The 23492-nt window shown below is 66.8% G+C and carries 29 protein-coding genes and 1 pseudogene; 13 read left to right on the top strand and 17 right to left on the bottom strand.

Annotation, left to right across the window (positions count from 1 at the left end):
• The first annotated feature begins 40 nt into the window (after positions 1–40).
• Complete coding sequence (locus EV656_RS11090) at positions 41–958, top strand: porin (protein WP_132603788.1); 918 nt, start codon at positions 41–43, stop codon at positions 956–958.
• A 101-nt stretch (positions 959–1059) separates the two neighbouring features.
• Here the strand turns inward: EV656_RS11090 and EV656_RS11085 are convergent, their stop codons facing one another.
• The 6 genes from EV656_RS11085 to hutW all read right to left on the bottom strand — a co-directional run bounded on the left by EV656_RS11085 (position 1060) and on the right by hutW (position 4720).
• Positions 1060–1521 (bottom strand): hypothetical protein, encoded by a 462-nt coding sequence (locus tag EV656_RS11085; protein WP_132603785.1) that lies wholly within the window; start codon positions 1519–1521, stop codon positions 1060–1062.
• Positions 1518–1664, bottom strand: coding sequence for a hemin uptake protein HemP (locus EV656_RS11080; protein ID WP_242469120.1), 147 nt, complete (start codon positions 1662–1664; stop codon positions 1518–1520). Before EV656_RS11080 ends, EV656_RS11085 begins: the two co-directional genes overlap by 4 nt.
• A gap of 5 nt (positions 1665–1669) precedes the next feature.
• Positions 1670–1831, bottom strand: coding sequence for a hypothetical protein (locus EV656_RS16565; protein ID WP_165918999.1), 162 nt, complete (start codon positions 1829–1831; stop codon positions 1670–1672).
• Between the two features lie 89 nt (positions 1832–1920).
• Complete coding sequence (locus EV656_RS11075; protein ID WP_165918998.1) at positions 1921–2844, bottom strand: SDR family oxidoreductase; 924 nt, start codon at positions 2842–2844, stop codon at positions 1921–1923.
• On the bottom strand, positions 2841–3359 hold the full coding sequence (hutX, locus tag EV656_RS11070) for a heme utilization cystosolic carrier protein HutX (RefSeq protein ID WP_132603779.1): 519 nt from the start codon (positions 3357–3359) through the stop codon (positions 2841–2843). Before hutX ends, EV656_RS11075 begins: the two co-directional genes overlap by 4 nt.
• Positions 3356–4720: a heme anaerobic degradation radical SAM methyltransferase ChuW/HutW gene (gene hutW, locus EV656_RS11065; RefSeq protein WP_132603776.1), complete on the bottom strand. Its 1365-nt coding sequence runs from the start codon at positions 4718–4720 to the stop codon at positions 3356–3358. The genes hutX and hutW overlap by 4 nt, the downstream gene beginning before the upstream one ends.
• 378 nt (positions 4721–5098) lie before the next feature.
• Between hutW and EV656_RS11060 the strand changes: the two genes are divergently transcribed.
• Positions 5099–6118, top strand: coding sequence for an ABC transporter substrate-binding protein (locus tag EV656_RS11060; protein WP_132603773.1), 1020 nt, complete (start codon positions 5099–5101; stop codon positions 6116–6118).
• 313 nt (positions 6119–6431) lie between these two features.
• Positions 6432–6623, top strand: a complete 192-nt coding sequence (locus EV656_RS11055) for a hypothetical protein (protein WP_132603770.1) — start codon at positions 6432–6434, stop codon at positions 6621–6623.
• 135 nt (positions 6624–6758) lie between these two features.
• Here the strand turns inward: EV656_RS11055 and EV656_RS11050 are convergent, their stop codons facing one another.
• Both EV656_RS11050 and EV656_RS11045 read right to left on the bottom strand, forming a co-directional pair.
• Positions 6759–7895: a SufD family Fe-S cluster assembly protein gene (locus EV656_RS11050; RefSeq protein ID WP_132603767.1), complete on the bottom strand. Its 1137-nt coding sequence runs from the start codon at positions 7893–7895 to the stop codon at positions 6759–6761.
• A gap of 30 nt (positions 7896–7925) precedes the next feature.
• Positions 7926–8639 (bottom strand): ABC transporter ATP-binding protein, encoded by a 714-nt coding sequence (locus EV656_RS11045; protein ID WP_132603764.1) that lies wholly within the window; start codon positions 8637–8639, stop codon positions 7926–7928.
• A 251-nt stretch (positions 8640–8890) separates the two neighbouring features.
• Between EV656_RS11045 and EV656_RS11040 the strand changes: the two genes are divergently transcribed.
• The 6 genes from EV656_RS11040 to EV656_RS11015 all read left to right on the top strand — a co-directional run bounded on the left by EV656_RS11040 (position 8891) and on the right by EV656_RS11015 (position 13677).
• A complete protein-coding gene (locus EV656_RS11040; RefSeq protein ID WP_165918997.1) occupies positions 8891–9217 on the top strand; it encodes a hypothetical protein in 327 nt (108 codons plus the stop codon).
• A 20-nt stretch (positions 9218–9237) separates the two neighbouring features.
• Positions 9238–10023 carry a DUF4198 domain-containing protein gene (locus EV656_RS11035; protein WP_132603761.1) on the top strand — a complete coding sequence of 262 codons (786 nt, stop codon included), beginning with the start codon at positions 9238–9240 and terminating at the stop codon, positions 10021–10023.
• 126 nt (positions 10024–10149) lie between these two features.
• Positions 10150–11046: an ABC transporter ATP-binding protein gene (locus tag EV656_RS11030; protein ID WP_132603758.1), complete on the top strand. Its 897-nt coding sequence runs from the start codon at positions 10150–10152 to the stop codon at positions 11044–11046.
• A complete protein-coding gene (locus EV656_RS11025; RefSeq protein ID WP_132603755.1) occupies positions 11046–11714 on the top strand; it encodes a hypothetical protein in 669 nt (222 codons plus the stop codon). The genes EV656_RS11030 and EV656_RS11025 overlap by 1 nt, the downstream gene beginning before the upstream one ends.
• Entirely contained in the window at positions 11711–12955 is a 1245-nt protein-coding gene (locus EV656_RS11020) for a DUF4857 domain-containing protein (RefSeq protein WP_132603752.1), read from the top strand. Before EV656_RS11025 ends, EV656_RS11020 begins: the two co-directional genes overlap by 4 nt.
• Before the next feature lie 224 nt (positions 12956–13179).
• Positions 13180–13677, top strand: coding sequence for a DUF4405 domain-containing protein (locus EV656_RS11015; protein WP_132603749.1), 498 nt, complete (start codon positions 13180–13182; stop codon positions 13675–13677).
• 94 nt (positions 13678–13771) lie between these two features.
• Here EV656_RS11015 and EV656_RS16805 read toward each other — a convergent pair.
• A pseudogene (locus tag EV656_RS16805) lies at positions 13772–13870 on the bottom strand (DUF2271 domain-containing protein); the annotation flags it as partial.
• 49 nt (positions 13871–13919) lie between these two features.
• The gene (locus EV656_RS11005) at positions 13920–14315 is read right to left on the bottom strand and encodes a hypothetical protein (RefSeq protein ID WP_132603746.1); all 396 of its coding nucleotides are present in this window, start codon (positions 14313–14315) and stop codon (positions 13920–13922) included.
• Positions 14316–14451: 136 nt separating this feature from the next.
• Here EV656_RS11005 and EV656_RS11000 point away from each other — a divergent pair, with 136 nt between their 5' ends.
• Both EV656_RS11000 and EV656_RS10995 read left to right on the top strand, forming a co-directional pair.
• Positions 14452–15111, top strand: a complete 660-nt coding sequence (locus tag EV656_RS11000) for a response regulator transcription factor (protein WP_132603743.1) — start codon at positions 14452–14454, stop codon at positions 15109–15111.
• Positions 15108–16463 (top strand): sensor histidine kinase, encoded by a 1356-nt coding sequence (locus EV656_RS10995; RefSeq protein ID WP_132603740.1) that lies wholly within the window; start codon positions 15108–15110, stop codon positions 16461–16463. The genes EV656_RS11000 and EV656_RS10995 overlap by 4 nt, the downstream gene beginning before the upstream one ends.
• Before the next feature lie 93 nt (positions 16464–16556).
• On the opposite strand, the gene EV656_RS10990 is transcribed toward EV656_RS10995, so the two are convergent.
• From EV656_RS10990 to EV656_RS10970, 5 genes are all read right to left on the bottom strand, one after another.
• Positions 16557–17417: an aldo/keto reductase gene (locus EV656_RS10990; RefSeq protein WP_132603737.1), complete on the bottom strand. Its 861-nt coding sequence runs from the start codon at positions 17415–17417 to the stop codon at positions 16557–16559.
• A gap of 193 nt (positions 17418–17610) precedes the next feature.
• Positions 17611–18006 (bottom strand): (R)-mandelonitrile lyase, encoded by a 396-nt coding sequence (locus EV656_RS10985; protein WP_132603734.1) that lies wholly within the window; start codon positions 18004–18006, stop codon positions 17611–17613.
• 24 nt (positions 18007–18030) lie between these two features.
• Entirely contained in the window at positions 18031–18669 is a 639-nt protein-coding gene (locus EV656_RS10980; protein ID WP_132603731.1) for an NADPH-dependent F420 reductase, read from the bottom strand.
• A 9-nt stretch (positions 18670–18678) separates the two neighbouring features.
• Positions 18679–19440 carry a carboxymuconolactone decarboxylase family protein gene (locus tag EV656_RS10975; RefSeq protein ID WP_132603729.1) on the bottom strand — a complete coding sequence of 254 codons (762 nt, stop codon included), beginning with the start codon at positions 19438–19440 and terminating at the stop codon, positions 18679–18681.
• A gap of 108 nt (positions 19441–19548) precedes the next feature.
• On the bottom strand, positions 19549–20445 hold the full coding sequence (locus EV656_RS10970) for a LysR family transcriptional regulator (RefSeq protein ID WP_132603726.1): 897 nt from the start codon (positions 20443–20445) through the stop codon (positions 19549–19551).
• 241 nt (positions 20446–20686) lie between these two features.
• On the opposite strand from EV656_RS10970, the gene EV656_RS10965 reads away from it, so the two are divergent.
• Positions 20687–21139, top strand: a complete 453-nt coding sequence (locus EV656_RS10965) for a cyclophilin-like fold protein (protein WP_242469133.1) — start codon at positions 20687–20689, stop codon at positions 21137–21139.
• A 57-nt stretch (positions 21140–21196) separates the two neighbouring features.
• Here EV656_RS10965 and EV656_RS10960 read toward each other — a convergent pair whose 3' ends face one another.
• Positions 21197–21922, bottom strand: a complete 726-nt coding sequence (locus EV656_RS10960; RefSeq protein WP_132603723.1) for an SDR family oxidoreductase — start codon at positions 21920–21922, stop codon at positions 21197–21199.
• A 154-nt stretch (positions 21923–22076) separates the two neighbouring features.
• Here EV656_RS10960 and soxR point away from each other — a divergent pair, with 154 nt between their 5' ends.
• Positions 22077–22553, top strand: a complete 477-nt coding sequence (gene soxR, locus EV656_RS10955) for a redox-sensitive transcriptional activator SoxR (RefSeq protein WP_132603720.1) — start codon at positions 22077–22079, stop codon at positions 22551–22553.
• Positions 22554–23055: 502 nt separating this feature from the next.
• On the opposite strand, the gene EV656_RS10950 is transcribed toward soxR, so the two are convergent.
• A complete protein-coding gene (locus EV656_RS10950) occupies positions 23056–23265 on the bottom strand; it encodes a hypothetical protein (protein WP_132603717.1) in 210 nt (69 codons plus the stop codon).
• Positions 23266–23492 lie beyond the last annotated feature (227 nt).

Genomic DNA, 23492 nt, shown 5'->3' with positions numbered 1-23492 from the left:
CCAGAGAGCGCCCCCAAGACCAACAACCAGCGGAGCAATCATGAAACGACTCCTCCTTGCGAGCACGCTGCTCGCATCCGCCGCGGCACCCGCAGCGGCCGACATCGCCATCAGCGCGGAATCCAAGATGGGCATCGTCGGGGGCGACCTGTACGCCCCCACCGACGAGGCGCAGTTCTTTAACGATCTGACCCTGACCTTCGAAGGCACCGGCGAAACCGATGGCGGGCTGACCTTTGGCTTTGTCATTGAAATGGTAAAGGGCGCCGGCCCGACCGTTCCCAACGGCGCCACCGCCTGCGACAGCGAGGAAGCCTTCATCGAGGGCAGCTTTGGGCGGCTGAGCCTGGGGGGCGTGGACGGCGCCTATTACACCCGCGTCGGCGAGGCCAATCTGGGCGCCTCGATCGCCGATGACGAAACCCTGCATGCGGGCTACTTTGCAGGCGATGCGCTGGACGGGTCCGAGGATGGCCAGATCCTGCGCTATGACTACGATACAGGCGGGTTCGGCCTGTCGCTGTCGCTGGAGCAGGACAACAACGGCGCCGGTTCCGACGACATCTACGGGCTGGGCCTGTCCTACGCGGCCGAGGCCGGCGGGGTCGGCCTGACCGTCGCCCTGGGGTATCAGAGCAATTCCAACGACGACCTGGCCGGGGCATCGGTCATGGCCGATTTCGGCAACGGCTTTCAGGCGGCACTGACCCTGGCCGATTTCGACGCGGCCGCGGCGGGGGCCGATTTCAGCCATGTGGGCGTGGGCCTGGGGTACAGCACCGGCGCATGGTCGGTTTCGGGCAACTACGGCGCGTATGATTTCAGCGGCGCACCCGATCAGGACGGGTTCGGCCTGACCGCCGCCTACGATCTGGGCGGCGGCGCCGCGCTGCACGCGGGCTATGGCGACGGCGAGGGGGTGGAATCCTGGTCGCTGGGCATGATCATGGCGTTCTGAAACGGGGTGCGGGGCGCGGATCCGTGCGCCCCGCCCTTCACGGCGCGACGCGGGGCGTTCCACGATCAGGCCCGCGTCAGCGCACCCGCAGCCCGCAGCTCCTAATGCCGCGCCGTTTCCGGGGCGCCGTCCGGCCGGGCGCGCATCAGCCCCAGCAGGGCCAGGCCCAGCTCTTCGGCCAGCCCGACCGCATGCCAGGCCGCCTGCGGCCCCATCAACGCCAGTGCAAAGACCAACGCATCCTCGCGTTCGCCGCCCACGGCCGCCGCGACCATCTGGGCAAAGGCGTTTTCGTCGCCGCTGACCTCTGCATGGTCCTGGGCGTTGCGGGCGATGGGGCGGCGCCCGGCGCACAGCGCCAGGTCCATCAGCGCGTCCAGCGCGTCGGCATGGGTATCGGCCGTGGCCGCAAAGACAGCGGCAAAGTTGCGCCGCATCCGCGCCCGCGACGCGGGCCCGCCCGTCCAGCCGCGCAGGCAACGGATCGCCGCACGCTCGACCGGGGGCAGGGTGTCCAGGTGGGCCACGGGGGCCGCGCCACGGCTGCGGGACAGCGCGCTCATTTCGTCAGGATCAGCTTGCCCGCGCGGGTGATGCGCAGGGTGTAGGGCGTGCCGTCCAGTACGATGGTCGCGGTCGTACCGCCCGCCGTCAGGATGCGGGCATCGTGGACCGGCGTCGCGGTGTTCGTTCGAATGGCATTCATCAGGCTCATGTTTCGCTCTCCCTGGCCTCGGCCCGGTCCGGCAGGTGTTCCGGCGCCACCATTTCCGCCGCCCCCGCCATGCCGGCGGCCATGCCCCCGGCCCAGACAACCCTGCGGCCCGGGGCCGGGCGGGCGTCCGGTTTCGTCGGCCTGTGCGATCGTGCCATCGGCGCCATGGCGGGCCTCTCTTGCCTCTTGGCCCCGGCACAGGCGCCCGCGCCCGTTGCCCAGCCCCAGGCGTTGGCGGTGTCCGTGTTCACACGACATTGGCCATCTCCCCGATTTCTTCGGCGATGATCGCGGCCAGCCCCTCGCGATAAGTCGGGTGGCGCAAGGCAAACCCCGGCAGGGCCTTCAGCCGGTCATTGCGGATGCGCCGGTTTTCAGCCCAGAAGGCGGCCGCCATGGGCGGCAGCCCCGCCTCGGCAAAGGGGACGCGCGGCGGCGGCAACAGGCCCAGCAGGCGCGCGGCATGATCCAGCAGGTCGGCCGGCGCGGCGGGCAGATCGTCGGCAAGATTCAGAATCCGCGCGCCGTCTGCATGTTCCATCGCCGCCCGGATCGCACCCGCGATGTCATCGACATGGATCCGGTTGAAGACATGGCCGGGCTTGACCACAGCCCGCGCCCCACCGGCGCGGACCTGTTCCAGGGCGTTGTGCCTGCCAGGGCCATAGATCCCGGCGATCCGCAGAATATCCAGCGGAATGCCCCGCCGTTCGGCCAGCGCGCGCCATCCCAGTTCCGCACCGATCCGGCCGCGCGCATCCGGTGTGGCCGGGGCGGGAACGCGGGTTTCATCCACCCATGCCCCGCCGCAATCGCCATAGACCCCGGTCGAGGACAGGTAGCAGATCCAGCGCAGATCGGGCAGGGCCGCGCCGCTGGCCTGCAACGCAGCCAGGGCGGGACAGGCGGCCTCGGGCGGGGCAGTCGCATCGGGCGGGACCGAGATCAGCAGGTCGGTCACGCCCCCCAACCATTCGGCATCCACCGGGGAAATCCCAGCCTCGAACAGATGCGCGCGCACGCCGCTTTCCGCCAGAGCGGCGGCCCGCACCGGGTCGCGCGTGGTGGCCGAAACCTGCGCCCCCGCCGCCTGTACCTGCGCGATGGCCCGGCGGGCAGAGTAGCCCGCGCCAAAGACGAACAGGTGGCGGCCTGCCAGCGGCGCGCTCATGCCGGCACCTGTTGGGTCAGACGGTCGCGCAACGCGTCAAAAGCCGCGACCTGCGCCGGGATCAGCGCGCGATCCGCGTCACGGCCCAGATAGACCTTGAACATGCAGGCGCCCTGCCCGTTCAGGAATTGCACCGAACGTGTCTCCATCCCGAACAAGGGCCGCGCGACCAAGGCCACCTGCGCGCAGGCATCCGCGCGGATATGGCCGCCGATGGGTTTGCCGTGCAGATTGAAATAGCCCTGCGCGACCTTGCCCGGGGGCAGCGCGCCCTTGGCCTCCAGGATCACATCGCCAGTATTGATAACCAGTGTGATTTCGCCCCAGCCCGCAATATCGGCCATGGCCTCTTGGAAATAGGTGCCCGGCACCAGCGTGGCCTCGCCCTCGGGCAGACAGGCCAGCACCTGGGCCACGCTGGCCCCGGCGCTGCGCGCGATGTCCTCTAGCGCGGCCTGGGGCGTGTCGGTCAGCGCGGCACGGATGGCCGCGCACAGGTCGGGGGAAATCGTCATGCTGTCATCTCCTTGCTGTTTTGCGTGGCGGCTGCATCGACCCAGGCGATCAGGCGTGCGGTCATCGCCACCTGCCAGAACCGCCCGGCCAGCGTCAGCGCGTGGCCCTGTGCTGCGGGCCGCATCAGCCCGGCCTCTGTCCATTGTGCGGTCAGGGGCGCCGCGATCCGTTCGACCCCCGCGCCGACCCCGCAGGCCGCAAGGGCGGCATCCACCGGCGCGGCCTCCAGCCGTCCGCGTTCCATTCCTGCCTTGATGGCGTTGTGAACGGCGGCCAGCGGCGCGGGGCGCATCATGCCTGCGATCAGCCCCGCGCCGCCCTGCCCGGCCCCTGCCTGATAGGCCGCCAGATCGGGCGTCAGGCGAAAGCCGTGCCCATGCAGATTGCCGCCCGCCCCGGCGCCAAAGGCCAGGCAATGCGCCCCGGCCTTGACCTCGAAATTGTAGATGCTGCGCTCGCGCGTGCCGCGGCGCCAATGGGTGGTGGAAATCGCCTCCCACCCGGCGCGGTCCATTTCCTGGACCCCGTCGGCGTAGAAATGGCCCAGGTCGCGCTGGCCTGCGGGGGTCAGCTTGCCCTTGTCCTGCGCGATCAAAAGCGGCGTGCCGGGGATCGGTTTCAGCGAATACAGGTCCAGCCCGTCCAGCCCCAGTGCCGCCGCCTGCCGCACATCCGCGCGAAAGGTGGCGCGGTCCTGCCCGGGCAGGCCATAGATCAGGTCGATCACCACCGCGCCCCGGTCCAGCGCGACCAGCCGGTCCAGAAACCGGATCGTTTCGGCCCGCGTCGACTTGCGCCCCATCCGGCGGCGCACCCCCTCGTCAAAGGTCTGCACCCCCAGAGAGATGCGGTTTACCCCGGCGTCAAAGGCCGCGCGCGCCTTTTCCAGGCCAAAGCTGACGATGCGCCCTTCCAGCGTGATTTCGCAATCCGGGGCCAGCGGCAGATACCGGCGCAGCCCCTCGACCAACCGCGCGATGTCGGGCGCGGCCAGCGCGGTGGGCGTGCCGCCGCCCAGATAGACCGCGCGCAGCGGGTGGCCCTGCTGCACCGCCGTTTCTGCCCCGGCGGCCAGTTGCGCCAGAATCGCATCGACATAAGGCGCACCCTGATCGCGCCGCCAGGGGTTCTGGTAGAAACCGCAGAACAGGCAGTGGTTTTCGCAAAACGGGATGTGGACATAAGCGACCGAGGTGCCGTGCCGCCGGGTCGCCGCCAGGCGCGCCCACAGATCGGGCACCTGTTCGTCCGGCACCGGCAACGCACCGCCGCGCGCGTGCGCCCCCATCCGCCCGGAAAAGGCATCGGCCAGCGGATCGTCCGACAGGCGGGCGAAATGCGGTTCGGGGGAAACAGGCATAGGGGCGGTGTCAGCTCTGTGGACGGTCATGCGCGGGACTCTGGGCTTGTGGCACAGGGGACCGGGCGGAGAGCTGGGGCCTGGCAGATATGGGACGGTCAGAAGGTCGGACCGGCTATATCCGACAATTTCTATCAGACTTAATTTCGACTGAAAAGCCCCTTCGAACGCCGCCTGCCCTGCGGCACGCTGGCATCGGGCGAGGCAGTCTAAATTAACTTGACTTTTTAACTCAACAAATATGCCCTAGGGCGGCGCATCCAGCAAGGTGCCGTGCCACACGCACCAGCCAGACCTTCCCGATTCCATATCCGATGGCGGCCCGGCGGCTTGCCTGTATCGCCCTGCGGCCACCGGACCCTGACAAGGACCCGACCGATGAGTTTGACGTTACCGATCCGGCGCGGACTGCGCCCCCTGCTGCCGATCCTGCTTGTTGCGCTGTCCCTGCTGTCCCCACCCGGCCCGGGCCTTGCGCAGCAGGTGCATCCGGGCAAGGCCCCGCCCGAACGGGTGCCGGCGGTGATGGTGGGCGACCGGCTGGTGAACGTGGCCTGGCATCTGGGCGTCGTGCCCGCGGCGATGTCGGTACGCGGCGATCTGTGGGCGTTTGGCCGGACGCTGGCCAACACCTCCAGCATGATCCTGGGCTGCCCGGGCTATATCGTGATGAAAGACCCCGAGATCGTGCCGCGCACCCTGCGCACGCAGGGGATCAAGACCGTGCTGGTGGAACATTCCGCCCCCTTCGACCGCACCAAGCCGCAGCGTGACCCGATGCGGCTGTTGCCCGTTCTGGAACAGGCCGGTGTTGCCGAAGAGTTGGGCACGCAGGTCACGGTCATCGACTTCACCGGGCATATCGACGACGCGATCCGGCAGGTCGGGGTCGCGCTGAACCGTGAAACGGCCGCCGAGGCGCTGATCGCAGAGCGCGCCGCCGCGCTGGAAACCGTGTCGGCCCGTTTGCCGCTGGCCGGGCCGCGCCTGCGCGTTCTGGTGCTGGACGGCACGGTGCAGGGCGCGACGGGCAAGGCCTTTGTCCGGGCGCATCTGCCCGGGGGCTATACCGACGATTTCCTGCTGACACCGCTGGGGGCGGAAAACGCCACCGCCGCGCCGGGACTGAAGGGCAAGCATGGCTTTGCCCCCGTCCCGCGCCTGGACGTGCTTGCCGAATGGCAGCCGGACGTGATCGTGATGACCGGCGATGCGGACGCGGTGCAGCGCAAGCTGGCCGAGGCGCTGGCCCGCAACCCCGACATGGGCACATCGGTTCCGGCGCTGGCCAACCATGCCCTGCTGGCCCTGCCCGCCTATTACGACAGCGCGGTGATCGACTATCCGCAGATCCTGGGACGCTGGGCGGCGGCCTTTACCTCGCTTCGCGGCGGCTGACGCTGTGCGCTGACGGCGCCCACCCACCGGGCGCCGCCGGCGTGACACCTTTTCCGTTGAACATTTCGGAAACTCACGCAGCGCACTGCGGGGCAATGGCCCTGCGCTGGAATTATGATTTTTCAATATATATTTCAGAGGCTTGCACACCGGCATCAGGAATCCAAGCGGAACGGTCAGGATTCATTCCCGAGGATATCTATCAACTATATGATTTTATTGGATAAATCTTGATACCCCATACCGCGGCGCCTATATCCGTAATCAGGGCATCGCGGCTGGGCGATGTCCGGAAAACCCAAGGAGATATCCGATGTCCGCGAATATGTGCGCAAGCTGCACCTTCTTCGAAGATCACGCCGCCAACACCGCCAAGACGCTGGAAGGGGCGGGCCTGTGCCGCTTCAACCCGCCGATCTCGCAGCCCGAGGCCGATGCACGCGGCCTGTGGCCGGTGGTGAAATCCGAAGACTGGTGCGGCCACTTCGAGAAAGAGGACGCGTAAGGCCCGATCGCCAGCCAGGTCCGCTTGCCGCCGGTCGCAGACCGACGCGAAGCCACCCAGCCAGCTTCGGACAGGACCGCAATCGACAAGGGGCGGCGCAATGCGCCGCCCCTTTCGCATGGCCCGCGTGGCGGATTACATCCCCCCGGATTTCGCCTTGGCGACGATCTCCTCTATCCGCGCCGTCAGGTCGGCGGGCACATGCCCCTTGTCCAGCTCCAGAAAGCCCTGAACGATCAGGTCGCGCGCGGCATCCTCGTCCATGCCCGACGCCATCAGGTAGTTCAGCTTTTCACCATCGATCATCCCGACCGAGGCCTCGTGCGACAGCTGCGTGCCCTCTGCCCGCGCGCGCAGTTGCGGCACCGCGCGGATCTCGCCCGCGTCGCGCAGCTTCAGCCCGTCACAGCCCAGGAACCCGTTGGTGCGGACCGCGTCCCCGATCAGGACCGCGTCATTGACGATGGTGCCACCCGCCGAAACCATGCGCGCGATGTCCTGGGATGTCGCGCCCGCGGCGGCCAGCCGGGTTTCGGTGGCCAGCACCCGCTCGGTGCCCTCGGGGGCAAACACGATGGCCTGGCTGGCCGACTTGGCCCCCGCCGCCAGGGTCGAGACCGAGCGGCTGGTATGATGGCGGATCGGCGACATCATGATCGCGGTCGAGGTGGAGCTGGCGCCTTCGTCCAGCTGCGAATAGCCGTAGGAATACACCTCCATTTCCGGGCCCCAGTGTTCCACCGTGACCGAGGTGCAGCGCGCGCCCTTGCGCATGTAGCTTTCGCCGATCGAGATATGGCGCCCCTTCTGCACATTCCCCGGCACAGCCGAGCCAGAGACCATCTCGACCTCGGCGCCCTCATCGATCAGGGTGATGTCGTGGGTGAACTGGCGGCCCTGCGGGGTTTCCAGCAGGGAAAAGCTTTGTACCGGCAGCTTGACCTTGGCGCCGGGCTTGACCCAGATGAAATGGCCCAGCGGGTCGTGCATGTGTTCGGCCACCAGGCGGATATGCTCGTTCTCCTCGGGATCGACCAGGCCGAACATCAGCGATTGAACAAAGTCATAGGTTTTCAGCGCCACGTTCAGCGGCAGGATTTCCACGCCCGGATCGTTGGACAGCGCCACGCGCATCTCGTGATCGGCCAGGATCGACGTGCCCGCCCGGGTCGCCTCGTCCTCGAACCCGACATCGTGCAGCATGTCACGCTCGGCATTGGTCAAATCGCCCAACAGTTGGGTGTCTTTCGGTTGCGGGGTCAGGTCGTCCATCTTGCGCTCCTTTCGGTTGGGCCGGGCCGCTCAGGCGGTTTCCGGGACGGTGTAGCCATGGGTCTGGATGTGGGCGAAGATCGCCCGCGGATCGCCCGAATGGATGATCCGGCCGCCCTTCAGGATGTGGGCGCGGTCGGCCTCGACATGGTTCAGGATCAGGCCGGTATGGGTGATGACCAGCCCCGCGCGGGGTCGGCCCTGCCCATCGGGGGTGCGGGTGATGCGCCCGATCGCCTGGCCGATGGCGATGACATGTTCCAGATCGACGCCGCTTTCGGGTTCGTCGAACAGCATCAGCCGCGGATCCTGCAGGAACAGTTTCAGGATTTCCCAGCGTTTGATCTCGCCGCCCGAGAATCCCACGTTCATGTCGCGGGCGACGAACGCGGACAGGTCCAGCGCGGCGGCCTCGCGCGCCAGGGTTGCGCCCGCGCCCATCGCGCCGGCAAAGGCCGAAACGGTGACGCCGTCCAGGCTGGGTGGGCGCTGAAAGGCCATCCCGATGCCAAGCGCCGCCCGCTCGCGCAGGGACAGGTCGTTTACCGGCACCCCATCGACGCGGATACTGCCCCCGGTGACCCGGTAGGGCGGCAACCCCATGATCGCAGCCAGCAGGCTGGACTTGCCCGACCCGTTCGGGCCCAGCAGCACATGCAGCTCACCCGGTTGCAGTGTCAGGGAAATGTCGCTGAGAACCGGTTTCCCGGCCACATCGACGCACAATTCGGAAATCTCAAGCATGGCCCCTCGCGCGTGGTGATGCGGATCGACCTGGCTGCAATCGCATGTCGCTGGGGCCGCATGCGCAAAGGCTAACACGAAATCCTAGCATTTCTATCGGGAATTCTGCCGCAGGCGCCCGACCGCCCCTGGCAGAATGTCGCACCGCGCTATCTTGACTGTTTCTATCGGGTACTATTTGCTCAGCCTCGCGACACGGCCCCAAGCCATCCGCCAGGGGTTCCTTTCCAATCGGACATGACGAGGATTCCATGACGAAGACGCGAGTGTTCACACGCGCTGGCGCGCTTGCCGCGGCTCTTATTTCTTTTGGGGGTCTTGCGCAGGCGCATACGCCGCTTTGCGCGTGCTATGACAACGGGGACGGCACGGTTCTGTGCGAGGGGGGCTTTTCGGATGGCTCTTCTGCGGCGGGGGTGCGCATGGCGGTGCGGGATGGCGACGGCAACATCCTGATCGACGCCAAGATGGACGAGAACAGCGAGTTCACCTTCGACAAGCCTGCGGGCGCCTTCAGCGTGCTGTTCGACGCCGGCGAGGGGCACACCATCGAAGTGCCCGCCGACGAGATCTACTGACCCATCCGAGGATGACCATGATGAAACGCCTTTTCGCCTCTGCCGCCCTGGCGGCGCTGACCGCCGCGCCCGCCTTTGCCCATTTCCAGCTGGTCTACAGCCCTGACCCGAACATCGAGCGGCCCGGCGACGTGCCGCTGAAGCTGATCTTTTGGCACCCGATGGAAAACGGGCACGCCATGGACATGGGCGCGCCCGAGGATCTGTTCGCCCTGTTCAAGGGGGACAGGATCGACCTGACCGGGTCGCTGTCGCCGATCACCTTTGCCGGGGCGGACAACACGGCCGCCGCCTATCAGGCCACGCTGCCGGTGAAACGCAACGGCGACTATATCGTCGCGCTGACGCCCGCCCCCTATTACGAGGGGTCCGAGGACATCTATATCCAGCAGATCACCAAGGTCTTCTTCAACAAGGGCGGGGTGCCCACGGGGTGGAACGAACCGGCCGGCCTGCCCACGGAATTCGTGCCGCTGAACAAGCCGAACAACGTGATCGCGGGCTCCACCTTCTCGGCGCAGCTGCTGTCCGAGGGGGAACCGGTGCCCGGCGCCGAGATCGAGATCGAATACATCGCGGCCGAACCCGACATGGACACCAACGCCGCGGGCGCGGCCAGCGTGGGCGCGATGCCCGGCGGCGCGCTGGTGGCGATCACCGATGAAAACGGCGTGTTCACCTTCGGCATCCCGCGCGCCGGCCACTGGGGCTTCGCCGCCCTCGGCTCCGGCCCCGAAACCGAACACCAGGGCAAGGAACTCAGCCAGGATGCGGTGATCTGGATCAAGGCATACGATCTGGAGTGACAGCCCGGCAGGGACAGGTAGAACATGTGTGCGGGGCCGATAACCGGCCCCGCGCGCATGACGGGGAAACGGGATGGGATACGGCATCTGCGGCAAATCCGGGCCGGGTTTGCAGGGAATGGCACGATGAGCGCCCCCGCCATCGCGGTTCAGGGGCTGGTGCACCGGTATGGACCGCGCACGATCCATGACGGCCTGTCCTTTACGGTGCCCGAGGGCCGCATCCTGGGCCTGCTGGGCAAGAACGGCGTCGGCAAAACTACGCTGATCCGTATCCTGATGGGGTTCCTGACGCCCACCGCGGGCACGTGCCGGGTGCTGGGCGACGATTCCCACGCCCTGCGGGCAGAAACCAAGCGCCGGGTCGGGCTGGTCTTCGAGGGGCACCTTGCCTACGACTTCCTGTCGATCGCCGAGACCGAGCGTTTCTTTGCCCGCTGGTATCCGCGCTGGCGGCGCGACGTGTTCTGGGATCTGGTCGAGCGGCTGAACCTGCCCCCCACCCATCGCATCCGCCACATGTCCGAGGGCCAGCGCAGCCAGGTCGTGCTGGGCGCGGTGATGGCACAAGACCCGGATCTGTTGATCCTGGACGACTACACGATGGGGCTGGACGCGGGATACCGGCGGCTGTTTCTGGATTATCTGGTCCACTACGCCCGGGCGGGCAACAAGACCGTGCTGGTCACCAGCCATGTGGTGCAGGACATGGAGCGGCTGGTGGACGATGTGATCTTTCTGCGCCGGGGCGGGGATGTGTTGCAGACCTCGCTGTCGGATTTCATGGGCCGGTTCCGCCACTATCATCTGCCCGCGGGTGCTGCCCCCGCGAACCTGCCCACCCCCGCCGCGCCCCTGCACGGGCTGGAGCGCGAGGCCGATGGCAGCCTGTCGGTCTTTGCCTTCGCCGGACCCGAAGAGATGCGCGCCGCGCTGCGGACAGCGGGCATCGACCCGGCGGGGATCCGCGAACGGCAGATGAGCCTGGAAGACGCCTTTGTCGGCTATACGGGGAAATACTGATGCGCGCCCTGGCGATGAAGGAATGGATCAAGCTGCGCCATTGGCTGGGGCTGATCGGGCTGGGTCATCTGGCCTTTGGCGCTTGGTTCTACCTGTCGATGCGCCACCAGTTCCGCATCGAGCATGCCGAGATGATCTATTACCAGGCCAACCGGATCGGGCGGCTGTTCTATGACGACCTGCGCTATGTGCCGCTGGCCACCGGCGCGGTGCTGGGCGCCGCGCAATTCCTGCCCGAGGTGCTGCGCGGTCGACTGCGGATCGCGATGCACCTGCCGATGGGGCTGGGCGCGCTGATCCTGGCCCATCTGGGACTCGGGCTGGGGCTGCTGGCGGTCGTGCTGGCGTTTGACCTGGGCATTCTGGCGGGCACGGTCGGCGCGTTCTTTCCCGGCCCCTTCGTGGCCTCGGCGCTGGCGACCGCTGCGCCCTGGATGCTGGCGGGCATCGCGGCCTATCTGGGGGCCGCGCTGGTGCTGCTGGAACCTGACCGGCGCACCCAGGCCGTGAACCTGGCCGTGGCGGGTGGCGTTGTGGCGCTGTGCCACCTGTCGGCGGCCTATAACGCCTATGACGGCGCGATCTGGGGGCTGGCGGTGCTGGTCGGGCTGATGGTGCCTGCCACGCTGCGCGCGGCGGCACGGTTTCGCGACGGGGGAACGGGATGATGCGGTTCGTAACCTGGTTCGCACAGGCATTGCTGGTCACGGCGCTGGCGCTGATCGCGCTGCCGCGACTTTACGACATGGCCTTTGCGCCACGGGTCGCGCCGACCTACCTGTTCTACAGCCCCGTGTCGCAAGAATTCATCTATCGCGAACATCACGGCAATCACGACTTTGTCTATGCCAGCGAAAGCGGCGCAACCTATGACAGGCCCGCCTTCGAAAAGCTGCTGCCGTTCATCTATTACAAGAACATGGACATCTGGGGGCTGCTGCCGATCCGGATCGATGGGCAAAGCTACGGGCGTGACACGATCCGCGATGCCCGTCAGGTGGTCGAGTTGAAGGCGCGCGAACTGCCAGGCAACCGCCCCGAAATCCCGGTCTATGCGCTGATCGACAGCGATCCGGGGCGCGCGAGGCTGAGTTTTCCCGAGGATGTGTTCGTGCCGCGCGACAGCGGGCTTGAGGTTCTGAATGTCGATGTGAACCGCCCAGACCCCGACCTGACCGATCGGTTCAACGCGGCGCTGGCCGGGGCGGGCTTTGCCTTTCCGGCGCGGCTGGTGGCGGGCAAGCAGACGATCCTGAAGCCCTGGGATGCGGGCGTGTTCCTGGTCGATGCCACCGGCGCGGTGTTCCACCTGACGCGCACGGGCGACACGCCCCATGCGGTCCGCACCCCGATCCCGGCCGATCTGGGCATCCACCACATCAAGGTGACCGAAAGCACCCGGCGCGAAATTCTGGGGCTGGTCCTGACCGGGGATGCCCGGCTGTTCCTGCTGACGATGCCGGGCTACGGGCTGATCGAACTGCCGACGGACGGCTACGATCCGGACCGCATGAATTACAAGCTGTTGCTGAACCCGGTCGCGCCCACGGCGGTCTATGGCGACGACAAGGTTGTGCACGGTGTGGCGATGACCCCGGATTATGCGCCGCGGGCCGAATACGCCCGCGACGTGCCCGGCACGGCAGACATGGCGCACGCGCGCATCGCCCGCGCACTGTTTCCGCTGACCCTGTCGCTGCAGGACGGCCCCGGCCCCTACCTGCGCTGGCACCTGGCCTGGTCGGGCTGGGCGGGTCTGATCGGCATCGCGCTGTCGCTGGCCGCGCTGTTCGGGCTGGCCCGCGCGCGTCGCGCGCCCCTGCGCCAGACCCTGCCCGCCGCTGCCCTTGTCACGCTGACCGGCCCGGCCGGCCTGCTCGCGGTGCTGGCGGTGCCGGGACACCGCTGAGGCGCAATCCCGCCCTACGCCTTGTCGGTCGCACGCGCCCTGCGGGGGGCCTGCGATACCCGCGCCTTGCCCAGGCCGTGGGGCGGCGCCTCTGTTCAGCTTCACGTCAGGCTCGGCGCTTAGGCCGACAGCCAAGGTCGGACATGCGCGAGTCGCAAACTTGTGCGCAGCCCCGACCCGATACCGGACAGGCCCAGAGCCATCACATAACAAAGGAAATCCCCATGCCCACGACGCTGATGCGTTACGCAACCCCCACGACGATCGCCTTCTTCCTGGTTTCGCTCATCACCGGCATTGCGCTGTTCTTCCATGTCGGACCCTCGGCCTTTCACGGCGTCCACGAATGGCTGTCGATGGTGCTGATCCTGCCCTTCGTGCTGCATGTCTGGCGCAACTGGAAACCGATGACGAAATACATGACCGGCAAGCCGCTGCTGGTGTCTGCGGTGGTGTCGGTGCTGGCCTCGGCCATCTTCTTCCTGCCCATGGGCGGGGCTGGTGGTGGCCGCCCGCCGGTCTTTGCGCTCAGCCAGCAAGTGTTGCAGCACACCCCGGCCGAGGTCGCCCCGGCGCTTGGCATGACGGCGGATGCACTGACCGCCAAACTGACCGCGGCGGGCTATACCGTGGCCCCCGACCAGTCGCTGAACGCGATTGCGCAAGGGTCGGGCAAGTCGATGATGGACATCGCCGGCGTGCTGATTGCCCGGGATCAGTGACAAATGCGCCCTCCGCCGGTGGTTCGACCCGGCAGAGGGCTTGGCCCGTTTGACGGTCACAAGGGGCCGCGTGCTGGGGAGAGTTCAGCGCGCGGCCCCCGTTCGCGTCGGTGACGTAATAGGCCAGATAGGCCCCGTCGCCGCCATAGGCGTTGAGTGTCGTGGTAAAGGTCACCTCCTTGGCCAGCGCCATGCCGGGGGCGGTAAGGAAGGCGGGCCGCGAACCGGCCCGCGGGGCGGCCTCAGTTCGTCTGCACCTTCGGCGTGGCGCCATTGTTGAACAGACCATTGGCCGGGGGCGCGACCGAACCGGGCGCTGCGGGTTGCTGGCCGCTGCGGGCGCTGCTGCGGTCGTCGCAATCGCGGTCGTGTCCACGGTCCCGCTCGCCATGGCGCCCGAAGAAGAACCAGCCGCGGTCATCGTGATGGCCGCTGCGGGCGTGGCGTTCGCCGAATTGCCGGGTCTGGACGGTCTGCCCGGCAGCTGCCGCAGGCTTGCGCGGCATGATCCGCGGCTGCGCCTGTTCGCTGGCGGTGGGGACAGCAGCGGGCGCCTGGGTCTGTTGCGCATAGGCGGTAGAGGAAACGGCGACAGCAAGCGCTGCGCCAGTCAGGATGGTCTTGATGGGATAGGTCATGTGACTCTCCTTGGGTCATCGGATGCCCCTGGAATCGCCCACATGGCTGATCGCTGCCTGACGCGTCGGCGGAAACTGCTTCAGCTTCCTGTCAGGCAGCGGGCGCAGTACCATGCCCAGACAAGAAGGACAGAACATGCGCATCCTGCTGATAGAGGACGACACGGTGCTGGGCGCGGCCGTGCATGACCAGCTAAGGGCCGACGGCCATTCCGCCGACTGGGCCACGCGGCTGGACATGGCGGCCGATACCATGGCCGTGGGCACGTTCGACCTGGTGCTGCTGGACCTGATGCTGCCCGACGGGCGCGGCATTCCGTTCCTAAAGGCGATACGCGCGCGCGGCGACGCGACGCCGGTCATCATCCTGACCGCGCTGGACCAGGTATCGGACCGGATCGAGGGGCTGAACGCCGGGGCCGACGATTACATGGTCAAACCCTTCGACCTGTCGGAACTGTCGGCGCGCATCGGATCGGTCGCGCGGCGCTATGCGGGCAACCCAAATCCGCTGGTCCATCTGGGCGATCTGGATATCGACCTGTCCGCCCGCACAGTACAGCGGGCGGGCAAGCCCGTGGGCCTGACCGCGCGGGAATGGGCCCTGTTCGAGGCGTTCGTTCAGGCGCCCGGGCGGCTGTTATCCAAGGCGCAACTGGAGGAACGGCTATATAGTTTTGACGACAGCATCGAGAGCAACACGATAGAGGTGCATGTCAGCCGGTTGCGCAAAAAACTGGGCCGCGCGGTTATCGAGACCGAACGCGGTCTGGGCTATCGGCTGGGCCGGGCATGAGGGGACCGCGATCCCTGCAACTGCGCCTGGCGCTGGCGCTCGGGGGGGCGGTCTTGCTGTTGTGGCTGGCCGCCGCGGCGATCACGGCGGAACGGCTGCGCCAAGAGATGCACGCGGTATTCGATGCCGGGCTTGCCGATACCGCGCACCGCATCCTGCCCCTGGTCCTGCGCGGGGGGCACGACCACCGGGATCGTTTCACAGATGACGCGCACAGCGACGATGACGACGGCCGTTTCGAGCGTATCCAACGTCTGCCCGAGACCGAGGATGCCTATAGCTATGTCGTCTTCGATCCGTCCGGGCGGGTGATCCTCAGTTCCGAGGACGCAGATCCGGCCATTTTCCCGCCCTATACAGGCGACGGTTTCGCACAGACCGGGGACTACCGCTTTTTCATCGACCGGGCCCGGCGCAGCGGCCCCATCATCGCCGTTGCAGAACCGCTGTCGCATCGCGACGCCGTCGCGCGCCAGATGGCGATGCGGCTTAGCCTGCCGCTGCTGGCTGTCGTGCCGCTGATCTTGTTGGCGATCTTTCTGGTGGTGCGGGGCAGCCTTGCGCCGGTCCGACACCTGCGCGACGACCTGGGGGACCGCGGGGCGCGCAACCTTGCACCGCTGCCCGATCGCGGCCTGCCCAGCGAATTGACCCCGGTGGTCGGCAGCATCAACGCCCTTTTGACCCGCCTGAATGCCGCCTTCGAGGCAGAGCGCAGCTTTGCCGCCAACGCCGCGCACGAGCTGCGCACGCCGGTCGCGGGCGCCATCGCACAGGCACAGCGGCTGCGCGTCGAAACCGGCGATGCGAACGCCGCCGCGCGGGCAACAGAGATCGAGTCGACCTTGAAACGGCTCAACAACCTGTCGGAAAAGCTGATGCAACTGGCCCGTGCCGAGGGCGCGCGCCTGCGCCGCGACAGCGCGACCGACCTGCGCCCGATCCTGCGGATGGTCGCGGACGATTTCGGGCGGCTGGGGGCAGAGTCGCGGATCGACCTGACACTGCCCGATCACCCGGTCCCAAGCGACCTTGATCCAGACGCTTTCGGCATCCTTGCCCGCAACCTGATCGAGAACGCGTTGAAACACGGCGCGCCGGGAACGCCGGTCCGGGTGGTGCTGGATGCGACCGGCATCCTGCGCGTCATCAACCATGCGCCGGTCATTCCGCCCGACGATCTGGCCCAACTGACGGACCGTTTCGCCCGGTCGAACGGCACCGCCGAGGGCAGCGGCCTTGGGCTGGCCATCGTGCGCACCATCGCGGACCGCGCCGATGCCAAACTGACGCTGCACTCCCCCGCGCCAGGGCTTTCGGACGGGGTCGAGGTGCGCGTGAATCTGCCCTGACCCGCGCCCTGGGGCGATGCACGGCTGGATACCCGGGTTCAAACGGGCCGGGGCGCCCTGCTTGGGGCGCCCCGGCGTGTCGAACAGGCCGACCTACGCCTTGCCGCTATAGACCGGGAAGACGCTGGCATCGCCGTAATCCTGGGCGGTGATCGCCTTCAGCGCGTCCATATCCTCGGCCGAAATCTCAAAATCGACATCGGCGTTGGTCTTCATGTGGTCCGGGTTCGCGGTCTTGGGCAAGGCCAGCAGGTCCAGTTGCAGGATATAGCGGATGCAAAGTTGCGGGATGCTGACCCCGTATTTTTCCGCCATCGCGCCGATCTCGGCATGGTCCAGGATCTTGCCGTGCGCGATGGGCGAATAGGCCTCGACCAGCAGGCCCTTGGCCTTGGAATAGTCGATCAGATCGAAGGGCGTGTTGCCGATATGGGCCAGCACCTGATTGATCATCGGCGCGACCTTGGCGTTGTCCAGCAGGTTGTCGAGGTCCTCTTTCTGGAAGTTCGACACACCGATGGCGCGGATCTTGCCGGCCTCCAGCGCCTCTTCCAGCGCCTTCCACGCTGCAAGGTTACCCTCGAAATAGCGGTCGCCCCCGGCCCAGTTTTCCCAGGGCTGCGGGCTGTGGATGATCATCAGGTCGATGTAATCAAGGCCCAGCGTTTTCAGCGAGTCGTCGATGGATGCCTTGGCGCCCTCGTAATCCTTGACCTCGGCGGCCAGCTTGGTCTGCACGAACAGCTCTTCGCGCGGCACGCCGCAGCTGCGCACGCCTTCGCCCACGCCGCGTTCATTGCCATAGGCCTGCGCCGTGTCGATATGGCGATAGCCGATTTCGACCGCGGCCTTCACCGCCTCGGCCACCTTGTCGTCGTCGATCATCCAGGTGCCAAGCGCCAGCTTGGGAATGGCAACGCCGTTCGGCAGGGTCTGGGTGTCTTGCGGGGTCATTGTCGGTCTCCTTTTCCTGTGGCTCCGCAGAGCCGTGTTCCTTAGGGCGCGACGCGGCGCCCGTCTGGGATTGCATCTAATCCTGGGAAGGGGCGGGATAATCGGCCTGAAATGGCAAGCACTCATGAGCAATGTTCATGAGTACCCGCGCGGCCGAACAAGCATCCCTGCCGGACCAGTTGAAACCGGACGGTCAGCCGCCATAGTCGTCGTCTGACACCTTCTCCATCCAGGTGACGGCGCTGCCGTCGATGCTTTCCTGAATGGCGATGTGGCTCATCGCCGTGTCGGGGGCGGCGCCGTGCCAGTGCTTTTCACCGGCGGGGAACCACACGACATCGCCCTGGGTGATTTCCTCGACCGGCCCGCCCTCGTGCTGCACCCGGCCACGGCCGAAGGTGACGATCAGGGTCTGGCCCGCCGGATGGGTATGCCAGGCGGTGCGGGCACCGGGTTCAAACGTGACATGGCTGCCGCCGGTGCGGCCCGGCTCCTCGGCCTGGAACAGCGGGTCCACGCGCACGGTGCCGGTGAACCAGTCCTCGGGGCCGGGCATGGAGGCATTGCTGCCGGAACGGGTGATCCTCATGGGTGGGTCTCCTTCTTTGCGGGCTCAGCCGCGCAGCTTTTCGAAACGGTAGGTCAGGGCCGGGCCGCCGGGCTGGACATAGGCCAGTTCCACGGTCGCCATGGCAAAGGGTTCGACATAGCGGCCGTTGCGCAGGCCGCCGGCATCCAGCGGCTCGAATCCGATATCGCGGATCAGGCCCCCGGCAATCTGCTTGGCGCCCGCATCGTCGCCATAGGTGAAGACATGGGGCGCGGTGATCTGGCCCCTGGCCGCAAAGACGGGGGCAAAGCTCTCGGACGGCGTGGTATTGAAACAGGACACCCAGCGGGCCTTGGGGCGCATCCGGGCCAGTTCCTCGGCCCCTGACGATGTCGTGCCGACGACAAGGTCGCGGTTGTCCTCGTCCAGCGGCACGCAGCAGTTCAGCACCACCTGCCCCGCCAGATCGCCCGCCTGGCCCAGAACGTCGCCCACGCGCGACCAGTGCACGGCCAGCAGCAGGGCATCGGCCCCTTCAACCGCCTCGGCGACGGTCCCGGCGGCCCCGCCACAATCGCGCGCCAGCCTGTCCAGCTTGGCCGGGCTGCGCGAATAGGCAAAGGTCACGTCATGGCCAGCGGCAGCCCAAAGCGTGCCCAGTGTGCCGCCCATCAGTCCCGATCCCAGAATGCCGATCTTCATCGCGCCCTCCTACTCGCTGCGGCTTTCGAACACGTCCTTGGCCACCGGCAGGGCCGAGAACACGCGCGGCCAACCGGCATAGAACGCCAGATGCGACAGCATCGCGCCGGCCTCTGCTTGCGTCAGGCCGTTGTCCATCGCGCGGTTCAGGTGAAAGGTCATCTGCTCGGGCTGGCCTGCCGCGATCAGGGCAGCCACGGTCACCAGGCTGCGGTCGCGCGGCGCCAGATCCGGGCGCAGCCAGAGGTCGCGGAACAGGAGCTCGCGCGTGTTGTCGACCACGCCCATGCTGAAATCGCCATAGGTGCCCTTGACGAAGTTTTCGCTGGCGGCCTCGGCCTCTTCGTTCAGCGGCAGCAGGTCCGGCTTGGCGCCGGGCAGGTCGTCGGGTGCGATCCCGCGCGCCTCGAATACGGGTGCTGCGGCCTCGGCGGCGGCGGTGGCATTGCCCCAGCCGGTGTAAAAGGCCAGGTGCGTGATCATTTCGGAAATCTCGGCCGGGGTCACGCCGGCGTCCAGTGCCAGTGCAATATGGGGGCCGAGGGCGCCGGTTTCATGCCGGGTCAGCAGCGCGGCGAAGGTCACCAGCGCCCGATCGCGCATCGACAGCGCCTCGCCCGTCCATTCCCCACCGAACAGGGCGCTCTCGGCATAGGCCGCCAGCGCGGGGGCAACCTGCCCCACGGCCGCAGGCTGGGTGCGGGCAGGCTCTTGCGCGGCGGCGGCACTGGACAGAAAGGCAAGCGAGGCGGCGGCGATCTGGGTCTTCATCGGGGGCTCCTGTCGGTTTACGACGTTCATCCGATAGATGTGCCGCGCACCGCCCGATCTTAATGCCCGCGCGGGTCACGCCACTCATGACCCGGATTCATCAATCTCTCAGCCGCGTTCGCGCAGGGCCTCCAGCACCACCTCAAAGGCCGAAGAGGGCCGCTGGCGGCTGGGATAATAGAGGTAGAAACCGGGGAAAGAGGGGCAATAGGCGTCAAGGCAGGTCGCAAGTGCGCCCGAGGCCAGGTGGTCGGCGGCCAGCCGTTCGGGGATCAACGCCAGACCGTGGCCGTCGACCGCGGCGCGCATCACCGGGTTGACCGTGTTGAAACAGACCTGCCCGCGCACCTTGACGCGGATCTCGTTTCCCTGCGGATCCTCGAACTCCCACGCGTATAGCGCCCCATGGGTGGACAGGCGCAGGTTGATGCAGCGGTGATCCGACAGATCCTGCGGGGTCTCGGGCATGCCCGCGGCCTGGAAATAGTCCGGCGCGCCGACGCAGATCATCCGCTCATCCGGGCCGATCCGCATGGCGATCATGCCCTCGCTGACCTGATCGCCATAGCGCACGCCCGCATCGCATTGCGACTGGGCCAGATCGGTATAGCCGTAATCCATCACGAACTCGACATTCACTGCAGGGTGTTGCTTTAACACCGGCGAAAGCTTGGGCCACAGCAGCGACTCGATGGCGTATTCCACAGCGGCGATCCGCACCGTGCCGGTGGGCTGGTCGCGGGAATCGTTCAGCGCCCTCAGCCGCGCCTCGATCTTTTCGAAACAGGGGTTGAGGGTGGCAAGCAGATCCTCTGCCGCCAGCGTGGGCGCAACCGACCGCGTGGTGCGTGTCAGCAGGCGCAGGCCCAGGCGGCTTTCCAGCCCCTTGATCGTATGGCTCAGCGCCGATTGCGACACGTTCAGCCGCGCAGCCGCCTTGGTAAAGCTGCGCTCTTCGGCGACGGCGGCCAGCGCGATCAGGTCGTTGATGTTTTCACGCAGCATGTGGGACGCCTTGATTTGACGGTTAGTCTGGAAGGTACCCAAGATCATACATGACCCTGGCTCATGGATACTAAGGATTATTCGGGGAACGTTGAAAAACGCCCGGATCATTCATGATGGCGGGTCATGAATGGGTTGCGGATCGGCGCGATTATCATCGGCCCCGGCGTGGCGCAGGATGGGCGCGACACACAGCAATGCGCCGCGGCGCCCTGAAACGACACCGGACGGAGGAACCAGCATGCCCTTGCGCCCGATCTTTCACCGGCTGTCGGCGGTGGCACTGCTAAGCGCCGGGCTGGCCACGGCGGCATCCGCGAACGACCCGGAGGACCACACCATGACGCAGATCAGAGTGATCGTCGGCGGCGAGAGCCTGCCCGCCACGCTGGACGACACCGCCGCGGGGCGCGATTTCGCGGCGATGCTGCCGCTGGAGCTGACCCTGTCGGATTACCACGGCATCGAGAAGGTCGCCGATTTGCCGCGTGCGCTGGACACCTCCGGCGCGCCAATCAGTTACAAGCCCCGGACCGGCGACATCACGCTTTACGCGCCCTGGGGCAATCTGGCGATCTTCCTGAAACCCTTCCAGTCCTCGCGCGGGCTGGTGCGGTTGGGGGAATTCGACGGGGCCATAGACCCCTTGACCCGCAACGGCGATCTGTCCGTCAGGATCGAACGCGCCGAATAGGCGCGAAAGGTCGGAATGGGCCAGATCGGCCCATTCCGTGCGCTTGGATCGCCCGGTTCACCAGGGCAATTCGCCCTGATCGTTGAAAAAGCCCCCGGTCGGCCCCTCATCATCCAGCAGCGCCATGCGCAGCACGATCACCGCCGCCTGTTCCGGCGTCCGGTCCGGCATGAAATTGGTCGCCGCCGTGGCCGTATAGCCCGGACAGATCGCGTTGACCTTGATCCCCTTGTCGGCCAGCGCGGCCGCCTGGCTGACCGTCAGCGCGTTCACCGCGGCCTTGGACGCCGCGTAGGTCGGCAGGATCTTGTCATGGTGTTCCCAGTCCGGGTCATGGCGCAGCCCGAAAGACGCCAGCTCGGACGAGACATTCACGATGCGCGGATGCGCGCTGACCGCCAAGAGCGGCACCATCGCCTCGGTCAGGCGCAGGCCGCCGACGACGTTGATGGCAAGCGTCTGTTCCACCTTTTCGACCGGCGAGAGGTCGGGAACGAAATCCAGCCCAACGCCCGCGTTGTTGACCAGGATGTCCAGCCGCCCGTGGGTGTCCGCGATCTGGTTAGCCAGGGCCGCGACGCTGGCCGCATCGGTCACGTCCAACTGAACCGGCGTGACCTGCAGCCCCTCGGCCTTCAGCGGTGCGGCGGCAGCCTCGCCCTTGGCCAGGTCGCGGCAGCCCATCAGCACATGCACGCCTTCGCGCGCGAGGCCCGTAGCCACGGCCTCTCCGATGCCGCGGTTGGCACCGCTGACCAGGGCGATCTTGTTGGTTTGCGTCATATCTCTGTCTGCTCCGTTCCAGCGGAGCCGCGCGTTCACCTGCGCGCGTCGGCCCCGAACCCACCCCGGCCGCATGTGGCCGAAGAGCTTGCACCGGCAAGCCGACACCTCGTATAGAACCTCAAGTATAGTTGAGGTCAAGCGGGTTGTGCAGATGCAGCAAGTGACAAAACCGCCCAAGGTCATGTCGGTCGGTCAGGTCGCCCGGCGCAGCGGTGTGCCCGTCTCGACCCTGCATTTCTACGAGGCCAAGGGGCTGATCGGGTCCGAACGGACCGACGGCAACCAGCGCCGCTATTCGCGCGACATCCTGCGCCGGATCGCGATCATCAAGGTCGCGCAGGATCTGGGGTTTTCGCTGGCCGAAATCGCCGATCTGCTGCGGCCGATCCCGCCCGGAAAACAGCCAAGCGCCGCCGAGGTCAGCCAAATGGTCGCCGGGTGGAAAGACGCCATTCAGGCGCGCATCGACGGGCTGACCGAGCTGCGCGACAAAATGGAGGGCTGCATCGGCTGCGGCTGCCTGTCGAAAGAGGACTGCCCGCTGCGCAATCCCGACGACCGGCTGGGCGCCCGGGCCAGCGGGCCGGCGCTGTTGCAAAGGGCGGGGCAACGGCAGGCCAGACCCTGACCCGCGCGATCTACGCAGCCTTACGCGCGCGCCAAATGATACGCTCATGTCTGCGTTTTGGCGCCTTTGCAGGGGGAAATCCTGCCCCAAAAGCAAAAGCCCCGGAAACCAAAGTTTCCGAGGGCTTTTGAGCTTGATAATGGTGCCCAGGAGACCCACTATGCCGTGGTTGTGTTCCCGTTACAGGCACCGCATCAGCTCGTAGCCTCAGCAAAACAAGGGGTATCCGTATCGGCGAGTCCACGTCAACAGGCGCGTGCTGTTCTACGGCTTGTTCTACGGCAGCGGTGCGGATGGTCGCCAGGGGCAGAAGACCTCGGACTGGCGCTTGGCTTGCTCCTTGCTCGCCTCGTTGACGCCAGCTGCAGGTTGCCACGGTCAGCGGGCAGCCGAAGCCGAAGTGTCCCCGCCAGCTTGGCGATGGTCGGTTCTTGTTGGCGCTCCCCCGCAAGCGACAGGGGCATGGGGGGAAACGCCGATGCGCAGCCTTATGATTGGGCGCTCAGATTTTTGACCCCTGAACATCCTGGGGCAGTTCGACGCCAGCAGCGGCGAAGAGTGGCAGCTCGACTTGGAACGCATTTGCCTTGCCCCGGATGCCCGGCAGCTTGACTTCGACCAAGCCCTGATCCGCCAGCCAGAGCCTGAACAGGTCATGACCACGGATGGTCCTGTTGAAGTTGCTCCTGTCGCTACAGCCGATGTGGGACATGACGTCCCGAAATAGGATGGGCCAGTCGGGTCCTCTTCCAGGCGCTGGTCGATGTAGGCGGCAGCCTCGGCGACCATGCCGGTCATGGTAGGACGGTTGGCAGGATACCAACGCTTCACCGTCGCATCTGGGAACCAGTCGCTTAGCGCCTCTTCGATACCAGACCCCGCAGCTGCGAGGATGTAGACCTCACCAGGCAAGCACTTGCCGTCCGAGCATCCACGGGT

The sequence above is a fragment of the Rhodovulum adriaticum genome (assembly GCF_004345735.1).
Lineage (GTDB): Bacteria > Pseudomonadota > Alphaproteobacteria > Rhodobacterales > Rhodobacteraceae > Rhodovulum > Rhodovulum adriaticum.
The sequence above is the reverse complement of the archived record's forward strand: the minus strand, read 5'-3'. Positions and strand labels throughout refer to the sequence as shown.